The organism is Leisingera sp. (assembly GCF_034669605.1).
Lineage (GTDB): Bacteria > Pseudomonadota > Alphaproteobacteria > Rhodobacterales > Rhodobacteraceae > Leisingera.
In genome coordinates this window covers 1-2,233 of the sequence record NZ_JAXMOX010000361.1, presented here as the reverse complement: position 1 = coordinate 2,233, position 2,233 = coordinate 1, and the positions used below count along the sequence as shown (strand labels likewise).

The following is a 2,233-nucleotide window of genomic DNA, read 5'->3' as shown; positions in this document are numbered from 1 at the left end:
GGATGCCCAGCTCATCACACAGGGCACGGGCCTGGTTCAGATATTCGGGATGGTAGAAATACATGCCGCCGGTGCCCTGCACCACGGGTTCCAGAATGAAGGCGGCGATGCGATCTGCGTTGGCCTCCAGCACCGCGCGCAGTTCTCCCAGCCCGTTTTGCGCCGGATCATCCACCCAATCCTCATGGATGCGGATCGGCGGGCGGCTGACGAAATGCTGCACACTCAGCGCGCCCTGGAACAGGTGGTGCATGCCGGTGTCCGGATCGCAGACGCTCATCGCCTTCCAGGTGTCGCCGTGATAGCCGGAACGGATGGTGGCAAACTCCTTGCGCCCGGGCTGGCCGATGGCGTGCTGGTACTGCACTGCCATTTTCATCGCCACCTCGACCGAGACTGAGCCGCTGTCGCAGTAGAAGATGCGGCTGAGGCTTTCGGGGGTGATTTCCAGCAGCTTGCGGCCCAGGTCAATCGCCGGATCATGGGTCAGCCCGCCGAACATCACATGCGGCAGCGTGTCGAGCTGGTCGTGGATGGCCTGGGTGATCGCCGGGTTTCTGTGGCCGTGCATCATGCACCACCAGGACGACATGGCGTCGATCAGCCGGGTGCCATCATCGAGGGTAATATGCACGCCCTCCGATTCCTTGACCACAAAAGTCGGGCCGGGTTTGGCGACGTTGGTGTAGGGGTGCCACAGATGCTGCTGATCGAATTCCAGCTGGCTGAGGTCGGCCGTCATGCCGGATCTCCCTTGCTCAGCGCCTCGCGGATCAGGTCGAGGTTGATGTTCTCGGCAAAGGCCGTGGCCAGCGCCTCGGCACCCTCTTCGGGGCGCGTTGCGCCTGGACCGCCCGCAGCCGGGCCGCCTGCGTCACTTCCGACACCCGGTGCGCTGCGCAGCGCCTCGATATAGGGCAGCCGCCCCAGATGCGCCGCCTTGCCGAACTGGCAGATGGTTTCCTCCACCTCAGGCTCCGGGTTGCCGATGAAAGCGACGCCAACCACGTCGCTGCCTGCATCCTGCAGCGCCTTCAGCGACAGCAGCGTGTGGTTGATCGTGCCCAGTTGGGTGCGCGCGCACAGGATCACCGGGGCGCCCCAGCGCGCAATCAGGTCCAGATACAGGGCGCGCCGGTTCAAGGGCACCATCAGCCCGCCCGCGCCCTCGGCCACCAGCACGCCATCCACCTGGGGCAGTTCCAGCCTGTCCGGATCGATCTCTGTCTCCTCTGCCTCGGCCGACAGATGCGGCGACGCGGGCAGTTGCAGCAGATAGCCTTCCGGCAGCGCCGGGCGGCCGGACAGGCGGGTGACGATCTGGCTGTCGGTTTCTTCCTCCAGCCCGGATTGCACGGGTTTCCAATAGGTGGCCTCCAGCGCCTGCACCAGCCCGGCAGAGAAGATGGTCTTGCCAATGCCGGTGTCGGTTCCGGTTACGACCAGCGTGTTCATGGGCGTCATGGACGTCATGGGCTTGCCTCCAGTTCGCGGGCGAGGTCTTCGAACATCGCGGTGATGACCTCTGCCCCCGTATTCAACGTGATCGACAGCCGCAGCCGTGCGGTGCCGCGCGGCACTGTCGGCGGGCGGATGCCGCGAATGTCATATCCCTGCGCCTGCATTGCGGACGCCAGCGCCATTGTGCGCTTATCATCACCGATCACCACCGGCAGGATCTGGCTTTGAAAGCCCTCCAGCCCGCACAGGCGTCTGGCCTCTGCTTGGGCATGGGTGATCCCCTGCCACGCCTGATCGCGGCGGGCGGGGTTCTGCTGCAGCTCCTGCAAGGCCGCGCGCACTAGCGCCGCGTTCAACGGCGAAGGCGCAGTGGCAAAGATGAACCCGCGCGCCTTGTTGATCAGCGTTTCGACCAGCACCCGCTGGCCGCAGATCAGCGCGCCCGACGCGCCCAGCGCCTTGCCGCAGGTGTGCAGGGACAGCACGTTGGGGCGGTGGGCTATGCCATGCGCCAGCCCGCGGCCCAGATCTCCGAACAGGCCGGAGGAATGCGCCTCATCCACGACCAGCACGGCGCCGTCTGCATCGGCCAAGGCCATCAGCGCGTCCAGCGGCGCCAAATCGCCATCCATGGAATAGACCGCCTCAACCGCGATCCAGACCTGCCCAGTGCCGCCGCCTGCACGCCAGTCGCGCAGCACCTGCCCAGCGTCAGCAGCATCGCCATGGTCAAAGCTGCGGGTCTCGGCCCGGCCCAGCCGCATGCCGTCAT

General features: G+C 66.0%; 3 protein-coding genes. All 3 read right to left on the bottom strand.

Annotated features, from left to right (window positions below; all coding sequences use genetic code 11):
- The coding region (locus tag VOI29_RS24225; protein ID WP_323784420.1) for an aminotransferase class III-fold pyridoxal phosphate-dependent enzyme at positions 1–742 on the bottom strand (742 nt) is incomplete at its 3' end.
- Complete coding sequence (gene bioD / locus VOI29_RS24220; RefSeq protein WP_323784422.1) at positions 739–1,455, bottom strand: dethiobiotin synthase; 717 nt, start codon at positions 1,453–1,455, stop codon at positions 739–741. The genes bioD and VOI29_RS24225, both read right to left, overlap by 4 nt.
- A gap of 14 nt (positions 1,456–1,469) precedes the next feature.
- Positions 1,470–2,233: aminotransferase class I/II-fold pyridoxal phosphate-dependent enzyme (locus tag VOI29_RS24215; protein WP_323784418.1), on the bottom strand; the 764-nt coding region annotated here is incomplete at its 5' end.

Bases quoted from the DNA above. Each gene is read 5' to 3' on its own strand.
- bioD (WP_323784422.1), bottom strand. From the start codon at position 1,455: ATGAACACGCTGGTCGTAACCGGAACCGACACCGGCATTGGCAAGACC.